The sequence below is a fragment of the Streptomyces sp. B15 genome (assembly GCF_018070605.1).
In the GTDB taxonomy this organism is placed as follows: domain Bacteria; phylum Actinomycetota; class Actinomycetes; order Streptomycetales; family Streptomycetaceae; genus Streptomyces; species Streptomyces smyrnaeus.
Genome location: NZ_JAGPXJ010000013.1, coordinates 48,626 through 65,534, shown reverse-complemented (window position 1 = coordinate 65,534; position 16,909 = coordinate 48,626). Strand labels below are relative to the sequence as shown.

The following is a 16,909-nucleotide window of genomic DNA, read 5'->3' as shown; positions in this document are numbered from 1 at the left end:
GCGACGTGGAGGTGCGGCAGTGTCGATGGCGCCGGGCGGGGCGAAGGGTCCCAGGCACAAGGCGATCAGATCCAGGCCCTGGTTGCGGACCAAGTCCGTCGAGGAGTCGATCCTCGACACCGACGACCCCGAGGGCGGGCTGCGCAAATCGCTCTCGGCGCTCGACCTGACGGTCTTCGGCGTCGGCGTGATCATCGGCACCGGCATCTTCGTCCTGACCGGCCAGGTGGCCAGGTCGACGGCGGGCCCGGCGGTGGCGATCTCGTTCGCCGCGGCCGGTGTGGTGTGCACGCTGGCCGCGCTGTGCTACGCCGAGTTCGCCTCGACCGTTCCGGTGGCCGGCTCCGCCTACACCTTCGCGTACGCCTCACTCGGTGAGCTGCCCGCCTGGATCATCGGCTGGGACCTGGTGCTGGAGCTGGCGCTGGGTTGTGCGGTGGTGGCGGTCGGCTGGTCGGGATATGTGCGTTCCCTGCTGGAGAGCGTCGGGTGGAATCTGCCGGGGTGGCTCTCGGGCAGCAGCGAGCAGGGCGGGTTCGGTTTCGATCTGCTGGCCTGCGTGCTGGTGCTGCTGCTGACGGCCGTTCTGGTGGCCGGGATGAAGCTGTCGGCCCGGGTCACCTCCGCCGTCGTGGCCGTCAAGGTCGGGGTGGTGCTGCTGGTGATCGTCGCCGGGGCCTTCTTCGTCACGGCCGACAACTACGACCCGTTCGTCCCGCCCGCGCAGGGCACCGCGGAGTCCGCCTCCGGGTTCGCCGCGCCGCTGATCCAGCTGATGTCGGGGTACGAGCCGACCACGTTCGGCGTGATGGGCATCTTCACCGGCGCGGCCATCGTCTTCTTCGCCTTCATCGGCTTCGACGTGGTGGCCACGGCCGCCGAGGAGACCCGCAACCCGCAGCGGGACATGCCCCGGGGCATCCTCGGCTCGCTGATCATCTGCACGGTGCTGTATGTCGCGGTCTCGATCGTGGTGACCGGGATGCGCAACTACACCGAGCTGACGGTGGACGCTCCGCTGGCGGACGCGTTCAAGGCCGTGGGCGAGCCGTTCTGGGCCGGACTGATCAGTTTCGGGGCGGCGGTCGGACTGACGACCGTGTGCATGATCCTGCTGCTGGGACAGTCGCGGGTGTTCTTCGCGATGAGCCGGGACGGGCTGCTGCCGCCCTTCTTCGCCCGGGTGCACCCGCACTTCGGCACCCCGTACCGCTCCACGATCCTGCTCGGGGTGCTGGTCGCGGTCGTGGCGGGCTTCGTCAGCCTCTCCGAGCTGGCCGAGCTGGTGAACATCGGCACGCTCTTCGCGTTCGCCGTGGTGGCACTGGGTGTGATCATTCTGCGGCGTACCCGGCCGGATCTGCCGCGCGCCTTCCGTACCCCGCTGGTGCCCGTGCTGCCGATCGCCTCGGTACTGACCTCGCTGTGGCTGATGCTGAACCTTCCGAGTGAGACATGGGCACGGTTCGCCGGCTGGATGGCACTGGGGGCCGTGCTGTACGCCGTCTACGGGCGGCGGAAGAGCCGGCTGCGGCGGGGCGAGGAGCCGACGCCGCACCACGTGCCGTGAGGGCTGCTGCGCTTCCGCCGAGGGGCTGCCCCGGTTTTCGCCGTCGCAGGCTGCGGGTGAGTTGTAGCTGGTCGCGCAGTTGCCCGCGCCCCTGAAGGCCTCAGCTCTTCCGCCTGGGAGTTCTGCTCCCCCAGCCTTCGGCCGGGAGGTGCCCCCAGGGCGCAGGGCCGGCAAGCGCAGCCCCTTGCAGGACACGCAAGCGGCGCGCCTGGGCCGGGGAAGAGGGGCGCTCCTGGAGGGGCCGCGATGATCGATCATCGCTCAGATGAGTAGGGATCGCGCCATGTGAGATTTCGCGGCACGCAGTGTCTTGTGCTCTGGCACTGGGTGTCATAGCTTGGCATCAGTCCGGGCGCTGTCCCCACGGCGAAAACCGTGTGCCCCGGAACGCTTGGCGTCACAAGCGAGCCGCGCACACCCGCGCGAACACCGCAAGAGCCGAACCGACGGCACTGCCTCACCACCGACGTCCCTCAAGCGATCTTGTAACTTCGCGCTTCGCCGGAGGCATACCGTGAACCAGATCCTCGACGCGATCCTCGCGTCCGACACCTCGCCGGAGGACTTCGCCGCCCTCCCGCTGCCCGAGTCCTACCGCGCCGTGACCGTCCACAAGGACGACGCCGGGATGTTCGAAGGGCTGGAGACCCGGGACAAGGACCCGCGCAAGTCACTGCACCTCGACGAGGTGCCGGTGCCCGAACTCGGCCCGGGAGAGGCCCTGGTGGCCGTGATGGCCTCCTCGGTCAACTACAACTCCGTGTGGACCTCGATCTTCGAGCCGCTGTCGACCTTCGGCTTCCTGGAGCGCTACGGCCGCCTCTCGCCGCTGGCCAAGCGGCACGACCTGCCGTACCACATCATCGGGTCCGACCTGGCGGGCGTCGTGCTGCGCACCGGCGCGGGCGTCAACTCCTGGAAGCCGGGCGACGAGGTCGTCGCACACTGCCTCTCCGTCGAACTGGAGTCCGCCGACGGGCACAACGACACGATGCTCGACCCCGAGCAGCGGATCTGGGGCTTCGAGACCAACTTCGGCGGGCTCGCCGAGATCGCGCTGGTCAAGTCCAACCAGCTGATGCCCAAGCCCGACCACCTCAGCTGGGAGGAGGCGGCGGCCCCCGGGCTGGTCAACTCCACCGCCTACCGGCAGCTCGTCTCCCGCAACGGCGCCGGTATGAAGCAGGGCGACAACGTGCTCATCTGGGGTGCCAGCGGCGGACTCGGCTCCTACGCGACCCAGTTCGCGCTGGCCGGCGGCGCCAACCCGATCTGCGTCGTCTCCAGCGAGGAGAAGGCCGAGATCTGCCGCCGGATGGGCGCCGACGCCATCATCGACCGCAAGGCCGAGGGCTACCGGTTCTGGAAGGACGAGCACAACCAGGACCCCAAGGAGTGGAAGCGCTTCGGCAAGCGCATCCGCGAGCTGACCGGCGGCGAGGACGTGGACATCGTCTTCGAGCACCCGGGGCGCGAGACCTTCGGCGCGAGCGTCTACGTCACCCGCAAGGGCGGCACCATCGTCACCTGCGCCTCCACCTCCGGCTACGAGCACAGCTACGACAACCGCTACCTGTGGATGTCGCTGAAGCGGATCGTCGGCTCGCACTTCGCCAACTACCGCGAGGCCTGGGAGGCCAACCGGCTGATAGCCAAGGGCAAGATCCACCCGACGCTCTCCAAGAGCTACCCGCTGGAGGAGACCGGGCAGGCCGCCCACGACGTGCACCGCAACGTGCACCAGGGCAAGGTCGGCGTCCTCGCGCTGGCCCCCGAGGAGGGACTGGGCGTGCGCGACGAGGAGAAGCGGGCGAAGCACCTGGAGGCCATCAACAGGTTCCGGAACGTGTGAGGCGCCCCCATGAGTGAGGAACGGGAGCACAGGAAGCGCGACCGCCCTTGGCTGATGCGCACATACGCCGGCCACTCCACCGCGGAGGCGTCCAACGAGCTGTACCGGCGCAATCTCGAAAAGGGCCAGACCGGGCTGTCCGTCGCCTTCGACCTGCCCACCCAGACCGGCTACGACCCCGACCACGTCCTCGCCCGCGGCGAGGTCGGCCGGGTCGGGGTCCCGGTCTCCCATCTGGGCGACATGCGCAGGCTCTTCGACGGCATCCCGCTGGAGAAGATGAACACCTCCATGACCATCAACGCCACCGCCATGTGGCTGCTGGCGCTCTACCAGGTGGTCGCGGAGGAGCAGGGCGCCGACATCACCCAGCTGACGGGCACGACGCAGAACGACATCGTCAAGGAGTACCTCTCGCGCGGGACGCATGTCTTCCCGCCGGGGCCCTCGCTGCGGCTGACCACCGACATGATCGCCTACACGGTCGCCCACCTGCCCAAGTGGAACCCGGTCAACATCTGCAGCTACCACCTGCAGGAGGCCGGGGCCACGCCGGTGCAGGAGATCTCGTACGCGATGGCGACGGCGATCGCGGTGCTGGACGCGGTACGTGACAGCGGTCAGGTGCCGCCCGAGGAGTTCGGGCGGGTCGTCGCGCGGATCTCGTTCTTCGTGAACGCGGGCGTCCGCTTCGTCGAGGAGATGTGCAAGATGCGGGCCTTCACCCGCATCTGGGACCGGGTCACCAGCGAGCGCTACGGCATCACCGACCCCAAGCAGCGCCGCTTCCGCTACGGCGTGCAGGTCAACTCGCTCGGGCTGACCGAGGCCCAGCCGGAGAACAACGTCCAGCGCATCGTGCTGGAGATGCTGGCCGTCACCCTCTCCAAGGACGCCCGCGCGCGTGCCGTGCAGCTGCCCGCCTGGAACGAGGCGCTGGGTCTGCCCCGCCCCTGGGACCAGCAGTGGTCGCTGCGCATCCAGCAGGTGCTGGCGTACGAGAGCGATCTGCTGGAGTACGAGGACCTGTTCGCCGGCTCGCACGTCGTCGAGGCCAAGGTGGACGCACTGGTGGACGAGTCGCTGGCCGAGATGGCGCGGATCGAGGAGATGGGCGGGGTGATGGCGGCCGTCGAGTCCGGCTACCTCAAGTCCCAGCTGGTCGCCTCGCACGCTCAGCGGCGTGCCCGGATCGAGTCGGGCGAGGAGAAGATCATCGGCGTCAACTGCTACGAGTCGACCGAGCCGAGCCCGCTGACCGCCGATCTGGACACCGCGATCCTCACGGTGGACCCTGCCGGTGAGGCGGCCACCGTGGAGGCCGTCAAGCGCTGGCGGGAGACCCGGGACGAGCCGTTCTGGCGCGAGGGCACCCGCGAGCCGGGACTGCACCCGAGCGCCGAGCAGGCCCTGGCGGCGCTGCGCCAGGCGGCGGCCGGCGACACCAATCTGATGGAGGCCACGCTGGAGTGCGCCCGCGCGGGGGTCACCACCGGGGAGTGGGCGGGCGCGCTGCGCGAGGTCTTCGGCGAGTTCCGCGCGCCGACCGGGGTGAGTTCGGCCCCGGTCGCGGTGACCGCCGAGGAGGGCTCCGAGCTGGCCGCGGTGCGGCAGCAGGTGGAGCGCACCGCCGCGGAGCTGGGCGTCGGAAAGCTGCGGCTGCTGGTGGGCAAGCCGGGGCTCGACGGCCACAGCAACGGTGCCGAACAGATCGCCGTACGGGCCCGGGACGCGGGCTTCGAGGTGGTCTACCAGGGCATCAGGCTCACACCCGAGGAGATCGTCTCGGCGGCGCTCGCCGAGGACGTGCACTGCGTGGGCCTGTCCATCCTCTCCGGCTCGCACACCGAACTGGTGCCCGACGTGCTGGAGCGGATGCGGAAGGCGGGCGCGGCCGACGTCCCCGTGGTCGTGGGCGGAATCATCCCGGCCGCGGACGCACGGGCGCTGCGCGAGGCGGGGGTCGCCGCCGTCTTCACCCCGAAGGACTTCGGGATCACCCGGATCATCGGCCGTATCGTCGACGAGATCCGGACACAGCACAAGCTCGATACGCGCGATGAGCGCAGCGAGCGCGACCAGATGGAACCACTGGAGGTCACCTCGTGAACAGCGACAACCGGCAGCGTGCGCTCCGCCCGCGCCGTTCCTGCCTGGCCGTGCCGGGCAGCAACCCGAGGTTTCTGGAGAAGGCGCAGGGCCTCCCCGCCGACCAGGTCTTCCTCGACCTGGAGGACGCCTGCGCCCCGCTGGCCAAGCCGGAGGCGCGGCACACCATCGTGAAGTTCCTCAACGAGGGCGACTGGAGTGGCAAGACGCGCGTCGTGCGGGTCAACGACTGGACCACCGAGTGGACCTACCGCGACGTGGTGACCGTCGTGGAGGGCGCGGGCGCCAACCTGGACTGCGTGATGCTGCCGAAGGTGCAGGACGCCGCGCAGGTGCAGGCCCTGGACATGCTGCTGACCCAGATCGAGAAGACGGTGGGCCTGGATGTGGGCCGCATCGGCATCGAGGCGCAGATCGAGAACGCCAAGGGCCTGGTGAACGTCGACGAGATCGCCGCGGCCTCGCCCCGGATGGAGACCATCGTCTTCGGCCCGGCCGACTTCATGGCGTCCATCAATATGAAGTCGCTGGTGGTGGGCGAGCAGCCGCCCGGCTATCCGGCCGACGCCTACCACTACATCCTGATGCGGATCCTGATGGCCGCCCGTACCCACGACCTGCAGGCGATCGACGGGCCCTATCTGCAGATCCGCGATGTGGAGGGCTATCGGAAGGTCGCCCAGCGCGCCGCCGCGCTCGGATTCGACGGCAAGTGGGTACTGCACCCGGGCCAGGTGGAGGTGTCCAACGAGGTCTTCTCCCCCTCCCAGGAGGACTACGACCACGCCGAGCTGATTCTGGACGCGTACGAGTACTACACCTCCGAGGCGGGCGGCAAGAAGGGCTCGGCGATGCTCGGCGACGAGATGATCGACGAGGCCAGCCGCAAGATGGCGCTGGTCATCTCCGGCAAGGGCCGCGCCGCCGGCATGCGGCGCACCACCTCCTTCACCCCTCCGGAGGACTGATCCATGCAGTTCGGACGCACCTTTGAAGAGTTCACCGTCGGCGAGACCTACAAGCACTGGCCGGGCAAGACGGTCACCGAGTACGACGACCACCTGTTCTGTCTGCTCACCATGAACCACCACCCGCTGCACCTGGACAGCAACTACGCCGGGTCGACGACCGACTTCGGCAAGAACGTGGTGGTGGGCAACTACATCTACTCGCTGCTGCTGGGCATGTCGGTGCCGGACGTGTCGGGGAAGGCCATCGCCAACCTGGAGATCGAGTCGCTCAAGCACGTGGCGCCGACCTTCCACGGCGACACCGTCTACGGCGAGACGACGGTGCTGGACAAGACCCCGTCGAAGTCGAAGAGCGACCGCGGGATCGTGCACGTCGAGACCAAGGGCTACAAGCAGGACGGCACCCTGGTGTGCGTCTTCCGGCGCAAGGTGATGGTGCCGACCGAGACCTACGTCAAGGAGCGCGGCGGTGAGCAGCCGGGCCGCCCCGAACTGCGCGAGCCGGCGCCGAAGGGCGGTAGGTGAGATGGGACGGCTGGCGCAGACCGAGGGTCTGACGGAGATACAGCAGGAGATCCTCTCGACGGTGCGCAGCTTCGTCGACAAGGAGATCCTGCCGGTCGCCACGGAGCTGGAGCACAAGGACGAGTACCCCAGCGAGATCGTCGAGGGCCTGAAGGAACTGGGCATCTTCGGCCTGATGATTCCCGAGGAGTACGGCGGGCTGGGCGAGTCGCTGCTCACCTACGCGCTGTGCGTGGAGGAGATCGCACGCGGCTGGATGAGCGTCTCCGGCATCATCAACACGCACTTCATCGTGGCGTACATGCTCAAGCAGCACGGCACGCAGGAGCAGAAGGACCACTTCCTGCCGAAGATGGCCACGGGCGAGGTCCGCGGCGCCTTCTCGATGTCCGAACCGGGCCTGGGCTCGGACGTGTCGGCCATCACCTCCAAGGGCGTCCCCGCTCCGGACGGCAGCGGTGACTTCCTGCTCAACGGGCAGAAGATGTGGCTGACCAACGGCGGCTCCTCCACGCTCGTCGCGGTGCTGTGCCGCACGGACGAGGGGCATCCCGACGGCACGCCTCCGCACAAGTCGATGACGACGTTCCTGGTGGAGAAGGAGCCTGGTTTCGGCCAGGTCAGGGCCGGGCTCACCATCCCCGGCAAGATCGACAAAATGGGCTACAAGGGCGTCGACACCACCGAGCTGATCATGGACGACCTGCGGATTCCGGCCGACCGGGTGCTCGGCGGCGCGACCGGGCGCGGTTTCTACCAGATGATGGACGGGGTCGAGGTCGGCCGGGTGAATGTCGCGGCACGTGGCTGCGGGGTCGCGCAGCGTGCGTTCGAGCTCGGTATCGACTACGCACAGCAGCGTCACACGTTTGGCAAGCCCATAGCGGGGCATCAGGCCATTCAGTTCAAGCTGGCCGAAATGGCCACGAAGGTCGAGGCAGCACACGCCCTGATGGTGGGTGCCGCCCGCAAGAAGGACTCCGGCCAACGCAATGACCTGGAGGCGGGAATGGCGAAATATCTCGCCTCCGAGTACTGCAAGGAGGTCGTGGAGGACGCCTTCCGCATCCACGGCGGGTACGGTTTCAGCAAGGAGTACGAGATCGAGCGGCTCTACCGGGAGGCGCCGATGCTGCTGATCGGCGAAGGAACCGCAGAGATCCAGAAAATGATCGTGGGCCGGCGGCTCCTGGAGGAGTACCGCAGCCAGGGCTGAATGACCGTTTCGGGGTGTTTTCTTGAAATTTCAAGGCGCACCCCGGACCGGGACTTCGGTCACTGACTGGCCCGCTGGCTTGCCCAGTTGCCATCAGAAACCGATAGCATCCCGGGAAAGCCGCCGTCCCCCTGTCACCTACGCGGCTCCCTCCGCTACGAAGGTCATTCATGCCCCACAGCCCATCCACAGCACCCAGCGGCTCTCCCTCGTCCGGCACCGACCACGGCACGCCCGGTACACCCCGGGTGCGCCTGGCACGCGGAGCCTCGCCGTGGCTCGTCCCGACCGTCGCGACGGCGGCTCTCAGCCTGGCACGCGCCCGCAGGTCGAAGCGCGCCGCACTGGTCGCCGTACCCGCGACGGCGCTCGCCGCCGGGATGCTGTGGTTCTTCCGGGACCCGGAGCGGGAAATCGGCCAGGGCCGGGTGATCTCCCCGGCTGACGGCGTGGTGCAGAGCATCATGCCGTGGCAGGACGGCCGTACCCGCGTCGCCATCTTCATGAGCCCGCTGAACGTCCATGTCAACCGCGCCCCGCTCGCGGGCACGGTGACGTCCGTCGAGCACATCCCCGGCGGCTACGTTCCCGCGTTCAACAAGGAGAGCGAGAACAACGAGCGCGTCGTCTGGCACTTCGACACGGAGCTGGGCGATATCGAGATGGTCCAGATCGCCGGTGCCGTGGCCCGGCGGATCGTGCCGTACGTGCCCAGTGGTGCCAAGGTCGAGCAGGGCGAGCGCCTCGGGCTGATCAGGTTCGGCTCCCGGGTGGACCTCTACCTCCCCGAGGGCGTCGAGACGGCCGTGGAGGTCGGTCAGACCACGACAGCGGGGGTGACTCGCCTTGACCGTGATTGATCCCGACGCCCAGGCCGCCTGGGTTCCCGCGGCGGAGCGGTCCACCGACCGGGAGGACGACTTCGCCGGATACGCCGAGTACGCGGACGACGACTACGCGGACGACGCCGACGACGAGATGCCGCTGTCGACCCGGCTGTCGATCGCGGACACCCTCACGCTGGGCAACGCCACCTGTGGCTTCATGGCGGTGTACTTCACCACCACCGGCGTCCTCATCCCGCATCTGACCGGCAGCGAGGACGGCGGGATGGCCCGGCACAGCGCCGCCACCGCCGTGGTGCTGATGCTGATGGCCGCCGTCTTCGACCTGTTCGACGGGCTGGTCGCACGCAAGCTGCGCAGCTCGGCCATGGGCGCCGAGCTGGACAACCTCTCCGACCTCATCAGCTTCGGACTGGCGCCCGCCTACTTCGTGGCCGTCTGGGGCATGGTCGCCAACGACGCACACCAGCGGATCTCCGTGGTCGCCGCCGTGGTGGTCCTCCTGGCGGTGGTGCTACGGCTTGCGCGGTTCTCCTGCGTGCCGATGCGGAACGGAATGTTCCAGGGCATGCCAGGACCCTTCGGCGCCTTGACCGTCATCTCCATCGTGCTGCTGGAGCTGCCCTTCCTGCCGACCGCGCTCGGCATCCTCGGCGTCGCATGGCTGATGGTCAGCCGCGTGGAGTACCCGAAGCCGCGAGGCCGGCTGGCCGTGGCGATGCTGTGCTGGATCGCGCTCAGCATGGGGCTCCTCGCCTCCTGGGCCTTCGACGCCCCCGGGGGCGAGCTGCTGCTCCAGACCGGCTGCGCCCTCCAGGTCGTCCTCGGCGCGGTGATTCCGCTGTTCGCCACGGCACGCCGGGTGAACGCGTTCCGCGACAACCGCCGCGAGGCACGGGCCGCCGCCCAGGGCTGACCGACGCTCCGTACGCTCCACGAAGAGGGGCCCGCCGCACTGCGGTGGGCCCCTCTTGTCGCTCAGGGTACGAGGCGGGGTCTTGTGCTCCGGGTACGGGGCGGGGTCCGGCGCGGCTACAGCCGGTCGGCGGCGAGGCGCTCGGCGAGCGTCTCCAGCAGCGGACCCGCCTCCGCGATGCAGCGCTCGACGTCGGCCTCGATGTCGGTGAGCGCATAGGCCTTCTCGATGCCGGCGGCCTGCAGATCCTTCTTCCCGATGGCGAGCCGCCCGCAGACGGCCACCACCGGCTTACCGGCGCGCCGCGCTGCCGCCGCGACGCCCGCCGGGGCCTTCCCGTGCAGGGTCTGCTCGTCCAGCGACCCCTCCCCCGTGACCACGAGGGTGGCCCGGCCGATGGCGGCCTCCACGCCCAGCTCCTCCATCAGGATCTCGATGCCGGGCCGGAACCGGGCGCGCAACCCGACGAGGGCACCGAAGCCGATGCCGCCCGCGGCGCCCGCGCCGGGCGAGGCGGCGGCCTCCTGCTCGCCGAGGACCTCGGCGAAGTGGGTGAGGGCGGCGTCCAGCAGCTGCACGTCCTCGTCGGCGGCGCCCTTCTGCGGGCCGTAGACGGCAGCGGCGCCCTTGGGCCCGGTCAGCGGGTTGTCGACGTCGCTGGCGAGCACCACCTCGACGTTCTTGAGCCGGGGATCCATCTCGGACAGGTCGGCGGAGACCAGCTCGCGCAGCCCGCCGCCGCCCCACGGGATGGAGTCGCCGTCCCGGTCCAGCAGCCGGGCGCCCAGCGCGTCGAGCATGCCGGCGCCGCCGTCGGTGGTGGCCGAGCCGCCGACCCCGAAGATGATGGTGTGCGCCCCCGCCTCGACGGCGGCCAGCAGCAGCTCTCCGGCGCCGTAGGTGGTGGCTGTGAGCGGTACGAAGACCCCGGGCGGCAGATGCTGCAGGCCGGACGCCTCGGCCATCTCCACCACGGCGGTGCCCTCGCGCAGTGCGAAGGCGGCCGTGACGGGGGCGCCGAGGGGCCCGGTCACCTCCACCTCGTGGCGGGTGAAGCCGTTGGCGACGGCCGCCGCGACGGTGCCGTCGCCGCCGTCCGCCACCGGCAGGGCCTCCACGTCCGCCTCGGGGCGCGCTTTCCGGATTCCCACCGTGAGACGCTCTGCGACCTCGACGGCCGTCAGCGATCCCTTGAACTTGTCCGCGGCGATCAGCACGCGCGCCGGTGCGGTCCGGGCCGTCGTTGTCATGGTTCTGCCCCTGGGTCTCTCTGTTGGTCGAACAGGCAGTCGCGCCTTGGGGACCCTATCTTTCCGACGCCTCCCTCGACCATGGGCCACCACCTCGGGCGGCGCGGTGCCTCACCGTGTGCGGCGGAGGCGGCGCCAGACGGCCCGAGCCGCGTGGTGGCCCGCCATGCCGTGCACGCCGGGACCGGGCGGGGCGGCGGAGGAGCACAGATAGACGGACGGATGTGCGGTCTCGTACGGGACGCGCTTGAGCTTGGGCCGGATCAGCAGCCGCAGCCCGGCGGCCGAGCCGCAGGCGATGTCGCCGCCCACGTAGTTGGCGTTGCGCGCGGCGAGCTGCGGCGGCCCCGCGGTCGCGCGGGCCAGCACCCGGTCGCGGAAACCGGGCGCGAAGCGTTCGATCTGGCCCTCCACCGCCTCGGTGGCGTCGCCCTCCCAGCCGTTGGGCAGATGGCCGTAGGCCCAGAAGACGTGTTTGCCCTCGGGGGCGCGGGAGGGGTCGACGAGGCTGGGCTGGGAGGTGATCAGGAAGGGCCGCTGAGGGGCCCGGCCGCGTACGACAGCGTCCCGCATCGCGGTGTCGATGTCGTCCAGGGTGGGGCCGACGTGCACCGTTCCGGCGCGGGCCGCGTCGTGGGAGGTCCACGGGACGGGACCGTCCAACGCGTAGTCGATCTTGAAGAGGCTGGCGCCGTAGCGGACGCTGTCGTAGGCGCTGCCCAGCCCGGCGATACGGGCCAGCGCGGTCGGCGAGGTGTCGAAGACGTAGGCGCGGGCGGGCGGGAGTTCGTCCAGGCGTTTGACCTCGGTGCCGGTGTGGATCGTGCCGCCCAGCTCCCGCAGATATCCGGCCAGCGCGTCGGAGATGGCCTGCGAGCCGCCGCGCGGTACCGGCCAGCCGACGACGTGCCCGGCGAGCGCGAAGACGAGGGCCGGAGCCGTCATGAACGGGTTGTTCATCGGTGCGATGACGTGCCCCGCCATACCGGCGAGCAGCGCGCGGGCCTTCTCGTCGCGGAAGCGGGCCTTGGACCAGGTGACCGGCTGCAGACCGGTCAGACCGAACCGGACGAGCTGCACCGGGTCGGTGGGGAAGCGCCCGTTGAGGGCGGAGCCGTAGCCGAAGAAGTCCTCGGCGAGCGTCTCCCAGCGGCGCAGATACGGTCCGACCAGACGACGGTAGGCCCCCGCGTCCCGCGGCCCGAGGGAGGCCGCCGTCTCACCGACCGAGCGGGCCAGCACGGCCGCGCTGCCATCGGGGAAGGGGTGCGCGAGGGGGAGTTCGGGGTGCAGCCACTCCAGTCCGTACCGCTCCAGCGGCATGGCGCGGAAGGCGGGGGACACGGCGCCGGTGGGATGGACGGCGGAGCAGGGGTCGTGCCGGAAGCCCGGAAGCGTCAACTCCTCGGTACGGGCGCCACCGCCCACGGTCTCGCGGGCCTCGAACAGCTCGACCTCGAAGCCGCGCCGGGCCAGCTCCACGGCTGCCGTCAGTCCGTTGGGGCCGGCCCCCACGACCACCGCGTCCCTGATCGATGGCACTTGCGGCTCCCCTCGCCCGGCCCGCCCGGCCCGGGTCAGGCGGGCCGGCTCCGGTGACTGTCGTCGCTGTCGTCGCTTCCGTTGCGCAGCAGCCCCACCATACGCCGGGTCGTGTCCGCGTCACGCGCGGCGGTGAACGGCAGCGCGTTGCCTCCCGCCAGGCGGAACGGGACCTCCTCGACGGTGCAGCCTGCGCCGCCCGCCTCGGCCACCATCAGGAGCCCGGCGGCGTGGTCCCAGGCCGACTCCCAGGTGTAGGCGACGGCGTCCAGCCGCCCTTGGGCGATGGCGAGGTATTCGAGCCCCGCGGACCCGATGGGCCGTACGTCCACGCCGTCCGTACGCAGCCCGCGCAGCGCGCGCTCGTGGGAGGCGTCCGTGTAGTCCGGGTGCGAGACGGCGACGTGCAGCGTGGCACCCGCCGCGGGTGAACCTGCCGGCAGCGGCTCACCGTTGAGGAACGCGCCGCCCCCGCGCCGCGCCGTGGCCGTCCTGTCGAGCGCCGGGGCCAGGATCCACCCGGCGAGGGTCTCACCGTGGTGGGCGAGGGCGACCATGGTGCAGAAGCCCTCGTCCCCCGCCACGACTGGGGGCACCGCCCGGCCGAAGGCTGGGGGAGGGTGCCGTCGATGGGGTCGATGATCCATACCGGGTCGGGGCCGGTGAGCGCCGCGGGGGACGCCGGGTGGGCGTGCACGGTCCCCTCGCCGACGACGGCGGAGCCGGGCAGCAACCGGCGCAGCGCCTCGGACAGTTGCTGTTCGGCGCGCTGGTCGGCGACGGTGACCAGGTCGTGGCTGCCGGTCTTGGTTTCGACCTCGTGCTCGGCGAGCCGCCGCCAGCGCGGCACGACCTGAGTGTCCACGGCCTCGCGGACCGCCTGTTCCACCGCTGTCATCAACTCGTCGTCGATCACGTCCCCATGGAAGCACGCGGCCGCGCCGGCCGCCTCGGCCAGGTGGAGAACTAGGCTGGTCCCATGGCTGAACGGGACAGCGCTCCGCTGGTGGCGATCCTGACCGGGGCGGGGATCTCCACGGACTCCGGTATCCCGGACTACCGGGGCCCGCAGGGTGTCTGGCGCAAGGATCCGGAGGCCGAGAAGCTGGTCACCTACGCGTACTACATGGCGGACCCCGACATCCGCCGCCGCTCGTGGCGGATGCGCGGCGAGAGCCCCGTCTGGAAGGCCGTCCCCAACGCGGCGCACGAGGCGATCGCGCGGCTGGAGCGCGCGGGCACCCCGGTGCGGGTCATCACGCAGAACGTCGACGGGCTGCACCAGGCCGCGGGTGTCCCCGGGCGGAAGGTGCTGGAGCTGCACGGGAACGCCCGCACGGTGCTGTGCACGGAGTGCGGGGCGCGTTCGACGATGGAACAGGCGCTGGCCCGGGTGGCGGCGGGTGAGCCCGACCCCGCGTGCGAGGCGTGCGGGGGCGTCCTCAAGTCCGCCACCGTGATGTTCGGGCAGCAGCTCGACGGCGAAGTGCTGGCCGAGGCCGTGGCGGTGGCCAAGGCGTGCGACGTCTTCCTCGCCGTGGGCACCAGCCTCCAGGTGCAGCCCGCCGCCTCCCTCGCCGGGCTGGCGGCCGAGCACGGGGCCCGGCTCGTCATCGTGAACGCCGAGCCGACGCCGTACGACCCGATCGCCGACGAAGTGGTGCGGGACCCGATCGGGCGGGCCCTTCCCCGGTTGCTCGCCGAGCTGCAGCCGGGCAGTTCCGCTCCGCCGTAAGGGCGGTGGTGGGCGTCAGGCGGCCCGCAGCAGGCGGGAGGCCGTCGTCGCGCCGGGGCTGCTGGTCCGCAGGGCTTCGGTGAGGGCGCGGCCCGCCGCCTCCAGCGCGGTGTCGTCCATGGCTTCGAGGGCGTCGAGGATGAAGACCGCGCGGGTGGTCCCGGTCGTCAGCCGGGTGCGTACGCACTGGCGCCAGTTCCAGCGGCGGCAGGTGACGCCTTCGTCGTCGCGCCAGATCACCTCTCCCGCCCGCGGGTTCTCCGTCACCGGCTCGCCGCCGGACATCAGCGCGAACGGCTCCGTGCCCTCGGCGCGGGTGAGCCGCAGCGGGCCGACGTAGTGGTCGAGGTCCTCGCCGCCGAGCGGGACGACGTGCGCGACGGAGACCGCGTTGTAGATGTCGGTCAGCCTGTCGACGCGCGGCAGCCCCTCGGGGGCGCGCCGCAGCAGCGCGTCGACGCTGGGGCGGGTCCGTTTGGGCTTCGCGCCGAAGGCGCGGAACGCCTCCCGCCACGCGGCGACGTGCGGGTGCTGTTCGGGGTCGCAGGCCTTCGCCTCGGCCTCCGCCAACAGCTCCTCGCTGAAGGCGTCCCCGGGTCCGGGGCGCAGGCCCTCGGCGACGATGAGCAGGGCCCGGTAGTCGGGACGCAGAGCGCCCACCGACGGGTCGATGGAGGCGGCGTCCAGCCACTCCTCGGTCGTGTCCATGGTGCGTTTCACTCCCGTGTTGGTTCACTGAACCGTACCAGGAAGTGCAGCACAGAAAACCGAGAATGTGCGGTCCGAATAGCGCCAGCGCCGCCGCCCGCCCCGCCCGAGGATCGAGTCATGTCAACCCGAACGACCCGAACAACCCCAACAACCGAGACGACCGCAACAACCGGAACAACCGGAACGACGGCCAGGACGACGACGGACAGGCGGGCGGAGACCATGCGCAGCGACACCATCAGCAAGCCGCTGAGCGGCAAGGCGGCACTTGTGACCGGGGGCAGTCGGGGCATCGGCGCGGCCGTCGCCCTGCGGCTGGCGGCGGAGGGCGCCGATGTGGCCCTGACCTACGAGTCGAACGCCGCGTCCGCCCGCGAGGTGGCCGAGCAGATCAAGGAGCGCGGGGGCCGGGCGTGGACCGCACGCGCCGCACTGGCCGACGTGGAATCCGTCCGGGCCGCCGTGGACGGGGCGGCGGAGCAGTTCGGACGGCTGGACATCCTCGTCAACAACGCGGGCACCGGCGCCCAGGGAGAGCTCGACTCGGTGGAGCCGGCGGAGGTGGACCGGGTGCTGGCGGCCAACGTGCGCGGTGCCTATCTGATGGCGCAGGCCGCGGCCGCGCGGCTCGCGGACGGCGGCCGGATCGTCAACATCGGCAGCTGTGTCTCGGCGCGGGTGCCCTTCCCCGGGATGACGCTCTACGCCATGAGCAAGGCGGCCGTCACCGGGCTCACCAAGGGGCTGGCCCGGGAGCTGGCCCCGCGCGGGATCACCGTCAACCAGATCTCTCCGGGCCCGATCGACACCGATTTGAACCCGGCCGACGGGGCAGGAGCCTCGGCCCAGGCGGCTCTGACGATGCTGGGCCGGTACGGAACGCCGGAGGAGATCGCCGACTCGGTGGCGCATCTCGTCGGCGACGGCGCCCGGTACGTCACCGGCGCCCTGCTCGCGGTGGACGGCGGCTTCGCGGCCTGACCCGCGTCGGCGGGCCGGGTACGCAGGACGGCCCCCGCCGAGTGGCGGCGCCCCCGGGCGCATGGTGCTCTGGTCCCGCGGCCGCTCCCCAGCCATCCCCGGGCCGGGGAGAGCCGAGCCGGAGGAGCGCATGAGGAACACCACCTGGACAGCCGTGTGCGCCGCAGCCGCGGTGCTGTGGGCCGCCGGCCTCAGCGGCTGCTCGGACGGCGACGGCGGCGGCTCGTCCTCCCCGTCGCCCACGAAGAAGGAGGGGACGGTCCAGGTGCGCTCCAGCGACCTGGGCAGGATCCTGGTCGACGGCACCGGCCGGACGCTCTATCTCTTCGAGGCGGACAAGTCGAGCCGATCGACGTGCGAGGGGGGTTGCGCGCAGGCGTGGCCCCCCGTCGTCGTCAAGGGCAAGGCCGAGCCCGAGGCGGGTGCGGGCGCCAGGAGCGAACTGCTGGGCACCGGCGAGCGGGAGGGCGGCGAGCGGCAGGTCACCTACGACGGCCATCCCCTCTACCGCTACGCGGGCGACGAGAAGCCGGGTGACACCGAGGGCCAGGGGCTCGACCAGTTCGGCGCCGAGTGGTTCGTCCTCGACCCCTCCGGCAAGAAGATCACCCGCGAGGAGAAGGGGAAGAAGCCCTCCAAGAAGCCGAAGCAGACCGACGGCGGCTACTGACTCCCAGAGCCGGTGT

The 16,909-nt window shown here is 70.8% G+C and carries 14 protein-coding genes and 1 pseudogene; 11 read left to right on the top strand and 4 right to left on the bottom strand.

Annotation, left to right across the window (positions count from 1 at the left end):
- Positions 1-25: 25 nt before the first annotated feature.
- The 8 genes from KBY19_RS08990 to KBY19_RS08955 all read left to right on the top strand — a co-directional run bounded on the left by KBY19_RS08990 (position 26) and on the right by KBY19_RS08955 (position 10,004).
- Positions 26-1,570 (top strand): amino acid permease, encoded by a 1,545-nt coding sequence (locus KBY19_RS08990; protein WP_210965567.1) that lies wholly within the window; start codon positions 26-28, stop codon positions 1,568-1,570.
- Between the two features lie 514 nt (positions 1,571-2,084).
- Positions 2,085-3,422: a crotonyl-CoA carboxylase/reductase gene (gene ccrA / locus KBY19_RS08985; protein WP_099885058.1), complete on the top strand. Its 1,338-nt coding sequence runs from the start codon at positions 2,085-2,087 to the stop codon at positions 3,420-3,422.
- Positions 3,423-3,431: 9 nt separating this feature from the next.
- Positions 3,432-5,531 carry a protein meaA gene (locus KBY19_RS08980; protein WP_210965551.1) on the top strand — a complete coding sequence of 700 codons (2,100 nt, stop codon included), beginning with the start codon at positions 3,432-3,434 and terminating at the stop codon, positions 5,529-5,531.
- Positions 5,528-6,499, top strand: coding sequence for a CoA ester lyase (locus KBY19_RS08975; protein WP_099885056.1), 972 nt, complete (start codon positions 5,528-5,530; stop codon positions 6,497-6,499). The genes KBY19_RS08980 and KBY19_RS08975 overlap by 4 nt, the downstream gene beginning before the upstream one ends.
- A gap of 3 nt (positions 6,500-6,502) precedes the next feature.
- Entirely contained in the window at positions 6,503-7,027 is a 525-nt protein-coding gene (locus KBY19_RS08970) for a MaoC family dehydratase (RefSeq protein WP_099885055.1), read from the top strand.
- 1 nt (position 7,028) lies between these two features.
- Positions 7,029-8,243 carry an acyl-CoA dehydrogenase family protein gene (locus tag KBY19_RS08965; protein WP_099885054.1) on the top strand — a complete coding sequence of 405 codons (1,215 nt, stop codon included), beginning with the start codon at positions 7,029-7,031 and terminating at the stop codon, positions 8,241-8,243.
- Positions 8,244-8,413: 170 nt separating this feature from the next.
- The gene (locus KBY19_RS08960) at positions 8,414-9,103 is read left to right on the top strand and encodes a phosphatidylserine decarboxylase (protein ID WP_247690770.1); all 690 of its coding nucleotides are present in this window, start codon (positions 8,414-8,416) and stop codon (positions 9,101-9,103) included.
- Positions 9,090-10,004 (top strand): phosphatidylcholine/phosphatidylserine synthase, encoded by a 915-nt coding sequence (locus KBY19_RS08955; RefSeq protein ID WP_099885052.1) that lies wholly within the window; start codon positions 9,090-9,092, stop codon positions 10,002-10,004. The genes KBY19_RS08960 and KBY19_RS08955 overlap by 14 nt, the downstream gene beginning before the upstream one ends.
- A gap of 116 nt (positions 10,005-10,120) precedes the next feature.
- On the opposite strand, the gene KBY19_RS08950 is transcribed toward KBY19_RS08955, so the two are convergent.
- From KBY19_RS08950 to KBY19_RS08940, 3 genes and pseudogenes are all read right to left on the bottom strand, one after another.
- Positions 10,121-11,254 (bottom strand): glycerate kinase, encoded by a 1,134-nt coding sequence (locus KBY19_RS08950; RefSeq protein ID WP_180289795.1) that lies wholly within the window; start codon positions 11,252-11,254, stop codon positions 10,121-10,123.
- Between the two features lie 111 nt (positions 11,255-11,365).
- Positions 11,366-12,796, bottom strand: coding sequence for an NAD(P)/FAD-dependent oxidoreductase (locus KBY19_RS08945; protein WP_210965550.1), 1,431 nt, complete (start codon positions 12,794-12,796; stop codon positions 11,366-11,368).
- A 35-nt stretch (positions 12,797-12,831) separates the two neighbouring features.
- Positions 12,832-13,694 (bottom strand): annotated as a pseudogene (locus KBY19_RS08940) (inositol monophosphatase).
- An 81-nt stretch (positions 13,695-13,775) separates the two neighbouring features.
- Between KBY19_RS08940 and KBY19_RS08935 the strand changes: the two are divergent.
- Positions 13,776-14,531, top strand: coding sequence for a Sir2 family NAD-dependent protein deacetylase (locus KBY19_RS08935; RefSeq protein ID WP_210955697.1), 756 nt, complete (start codon positions 13,776-13,778; stop codon positions 14,529-14,531).
- A 15-nt stretch (positions 14,532-14,546) separates the two neighbouring features.
- On the opposite strand, the gene KBY19_RS08930 is transcribed toward KBY19_RS08935, so the two are convergent.
- Positions 14,547-15,239: a B3/4 domain-containing protein gene (locus KBY19_RS08930; RefSeq protein ID WP_099885048.1), complete on the bottom strand. Its 693-nt coding sequence runs from the start codon at positions 15,237-15,239 to the stop codon at positions 14,547-14,549.
- 225 nt (positions 15,240-15,464) lie between these two features.
- Between KBY19_RS08930 and KBY19_RS08925 the strand changes: the two genes are divergently transcribed.
- Together KBY19_RS08925 and KBY19_RS08920 are read left to right on the top strand one after the other, a co-directional pair.
- On the top strand, positions 15,465-16,223 hold the full coding sequence (locus KBY19_RS08925; protein WP_210965549.1) for an SDR family NAD(P)-dependent oxidoreductase: 759 nt from the start codon (positions 15,465-15,467) through the stop codon (positions 16,221-16,223).
- Positions 16,224-16,353: 130 nt separating this feature from the next.
- The gene (locus tag KBY19_RS08920) at positions 16,354-16,893 is read left to right on the top strand and encodes a hypothetical protein (RefSeq protein WP_099885046.1); all 540 of its coding nucleotides are present in this window, start codon (positions 16,354-16,356) and stop codon (positions 16,891-16,893) included.
- Positions 16,894-16,909: the final 16 nt, after the last annotated feature.

Bases quoted from the DNA above. Each gene is read 5' to 3' on its own strand.
- KBY19_RS08990 (WP_210965567.1), top strand. From the start codon at position 26: ATGGCGCCGGGCGGGGCGAAGGGTCCCAGGCACAAGGCGATCAGATCC.
- KBY19_RS08980 (WP_210965551.1), top strand. From the start codon at position 3,432: ATGAGTGAGGAACGGGAGCACAGGAAGCGCGACCGCCCTTGGCTGATG.
- KBY19_RS08970 (WP_099885055.1), top strand. From the start codon at position 6,503: ATGCAGTTCGGACGCACCTTTGAAGAGTTCACCGTCGGCGAGACCTAC.
- KBY19_RS08965 (WP_099885054.1), top strand. From the start codon at position 7,029: ATGGGACGGCTGGCGCAGACCGAGGGTCTGACGGAGATACAGCAGGAG.
- KBY19_RS08960 (WP_247690770.1), top strand. From the start codon at position 8,414: ATGCCCCACAGCCCATCCACAGCACCCAGCGGCTCTCCCTCGTCCGGC.
- KBY19_RS08950 (WP_180289795.1), bottom strand. From the start codon at position 11,254: ATGACAACGACGGCCCGGACCGCACCGGCGCGCGTGCTGATCGCCGCG.
- KBY19_RS08935 (WP_210955697.1), top strand. From the start codon at position 13,776: ATGGCTGAACGGGACAGCGCTCCGCTGGTGGCGATCCTGACCGGGGCG.
- KBY19_RS08930 (WP_099885048.1), bottom strand. From the start codon at position 15,239: ATGGACACGACCGAGGAGTGGCTGGACGCCGCCTCCATCGACCCGTCG.
- KBY19_RS08925 (WP_210965549.1), top strand. From the start codon at position 15,465: ATGCGCAGCGACACCATCAGCAAGCCGCTGAGCGGCAAGGCGGCACTT.
- KBY19_RS08920 (WP_099885046.1), top strand. From the start codon at position 16,354: ATGAGGAACACCACCTGGACAGCCGTGTGCGCCGCAGCCGCGGTGCTG.